Annotated in this window: 1 protein-coding gene; it reads left to right on the forward strand. The window is 63.3% G+C overall.

The features are described 5' to 3' along the window. Positions 1 to 318 precede the first annotated feature (318 nt). Positions 319 to 2,019 (forward strand): IS1634 family transposase, encoded by a 1,701-nt coding sequence (locus ACPT9U_RS17545; protein WP_435751897.1) that lies wholly within the window; start codon positions 319 to 321, stop codon positions 2,017 to 2,019. Positions 2,020 to 2,174: the final 155 nt, after the last annotated feature.

The raw sequence follows: 2,174 nt of genomic DNA on the forward strand, positions 1-2,174 counted from the left end.
ATGTGGAGATCAAAATCTGCGCCTGCCGCCCCAGCCGGGCGGTTGGCGCACGACGCCCATGGCGGCTCAACATAATCGAGGCATCTACATAATCGGCCTTATGTGGATCTCCACATAAGGCCGACACTCAGTCATTCCGCGCCCCACCTGACAGCCCCCCGGGGTTCGACACTTCATCCCGATTTTCGCCCCTTTTCCGAAAGTGCCTCCAGCGCCGGCGCGGGTTTGAAGGCCGCGACCGCAAAAGCTCTGTGGTGGCACGTTTGTAACATTCATCCTCAAACTTGACGCTGCTTTGTAGGTCATTAAAGTAGCGGCATGCACGTCAAGCTCACCACCTCCGGAGGCCGCCGCTACGTCCAACTCGTCGAGTCCTATCGCGACGAGGCCGGACGGGTGAAGAAGCGCACCGTCGCCACGCTCGGCCGCGCCGAGCAGGTCGATGGTTCGCTTGACGCGGTGATCAACGGCCTGCTCAAGATCACCGGCCGCGAACCGATGGGCGTCAAGCCGCCGGCACCCACGGTGTCGTTCGAGTCCGCGCGCGCGCTCGGTAACGTGTGGGCGCTGACCGAACTGTGGAAGTCGCTCGGGTTCTCGGATCTGCGGCGGGTGTTTCGCCGCACGCGGCGCACCACAGACGTGGAGGCGCTGATCCGCCTGATGGTGCTCAACCGCCTGTGCGACCCCGAATCCAAGCTTGGCGTACTGCGCTGGGTGCAGACCGTGGCGCTGCCCGACTTCGGGCCAAAGGCGGTGACGCACCAGCAGTTGCTGCGCAGCCTCGACGCGATGATGGATCACCAGGACGAGGTCGATGCGGTGGTCGCCGGACTGCTGCGCCCGCTGATCGATCAGGATCTGTCGGTGGTCTTCTACGACCTCACCACGATCCGTAGCGAAGGGCTCAGCCAGCAGGCCGGTGACGTGCGCCAGTACGGCATGGCCAAGGAAGGACTGATCGCCCGCCAGTTCATGCTCGGCGTGGTGCAGACCGCCGAGGGCCTGCCGATCTACCACGAAGTGTTCGACGGCAACACGGCTGAGACGCGCACCTTGCTGCCCACGCTCACCAAGGTGCTCGAGCGTTTCCCGTCGGTGCAGCGCCTGGTGCTGGTCGCTGACCGGGGGCTGCTCAGCCTGGACAATCTGGAAGCGCTGAAGGCTGTGCGCCTGGCCAGTGGCAAGCCGCTCGAATTCATCGTCGCGGTGCCGGGCCGGCGATACAACGAGTTCATCGAGCTGCTCGAACCCTTCCACGAACAGCAGTGCGCCACCGCCACTCAGGAAGTGATCTCGGAGCAGGCCTGGAACGACCTGCGGCTGGTGGTCGCGCACGATCCAGTGACGGCAGCAACGAAGACCCAACAGCGCAACGAGCGCATCGACGCGCTGACCCGCCAGGCGGACCAATGGACGGGCAAGCTCACCGAGCAGGATGAAGGCGTGAAGCACAGGGGGCGCAAGCTCTCGGACAGTGGCGCCAAGGCGCGCTTCTACCATGCGGTCAGCGAAGCGCACCTGTCGCGCATCATCAAGGTGGATCTGGGCGAGGAGCTCTTCAGCTACCACATCGACGACAAGGCCAAGCGTCTTGCCGAAATGATGGACGGCAAGCTGCTGCTGGTCACCAACGCCGAGGGCTTGTCCGCACAGAAGGTGATTCAGCGCTACAAGTCGCTCGCCGACATCGAGCGCGGCTTCAAGGTGCTCAAGTCCGAGATCGACATCGGCCCGGTGTATCACCGCCTGCCCGAGCGGATCCGCGCCCATGCGTCGATCTGTTTCATGGCGTTGATCCTGCACCGGGTGATGCGTAGCCGCCTCAAGGCCGCCGACGCGGGTTACACGCCCGAGCGGGCACTCGAACAACTGCAGCGCATTCAGCATCACCGGGTACGCCTGAACGGCGGCGAGCCGGTGGCGGGGGTGTCGACGATCAGCACAGAGCAGAACGAGGTGCTTCATGCCTTAGGAATCGAAAAGCCCGCGGCACCGGAGCAGCTGGCGCTGTTGTAGTGGCATTTTTGAAAGTGCGATCTAGAAAAAACAAGCACTTGCGAGCTTAACTGTCGAACGTAAGCGCTCCACGAACCCCATTCTTACGTAGCCCCGTTTGAGCCCGCATGCTTCGGCTTCCGTTTTTCAGGGAGCACGAGCATGTCGGAGCGCAG

It is taken from the genome of Thauera sp. AutoDN2, from assembly GCF_051280715.1.
Lineage (GTDB): Bacteria > Pseudomonadota > Gammaproteobacteria > Burkholderiales > Rhodocyclaceae > Thauera.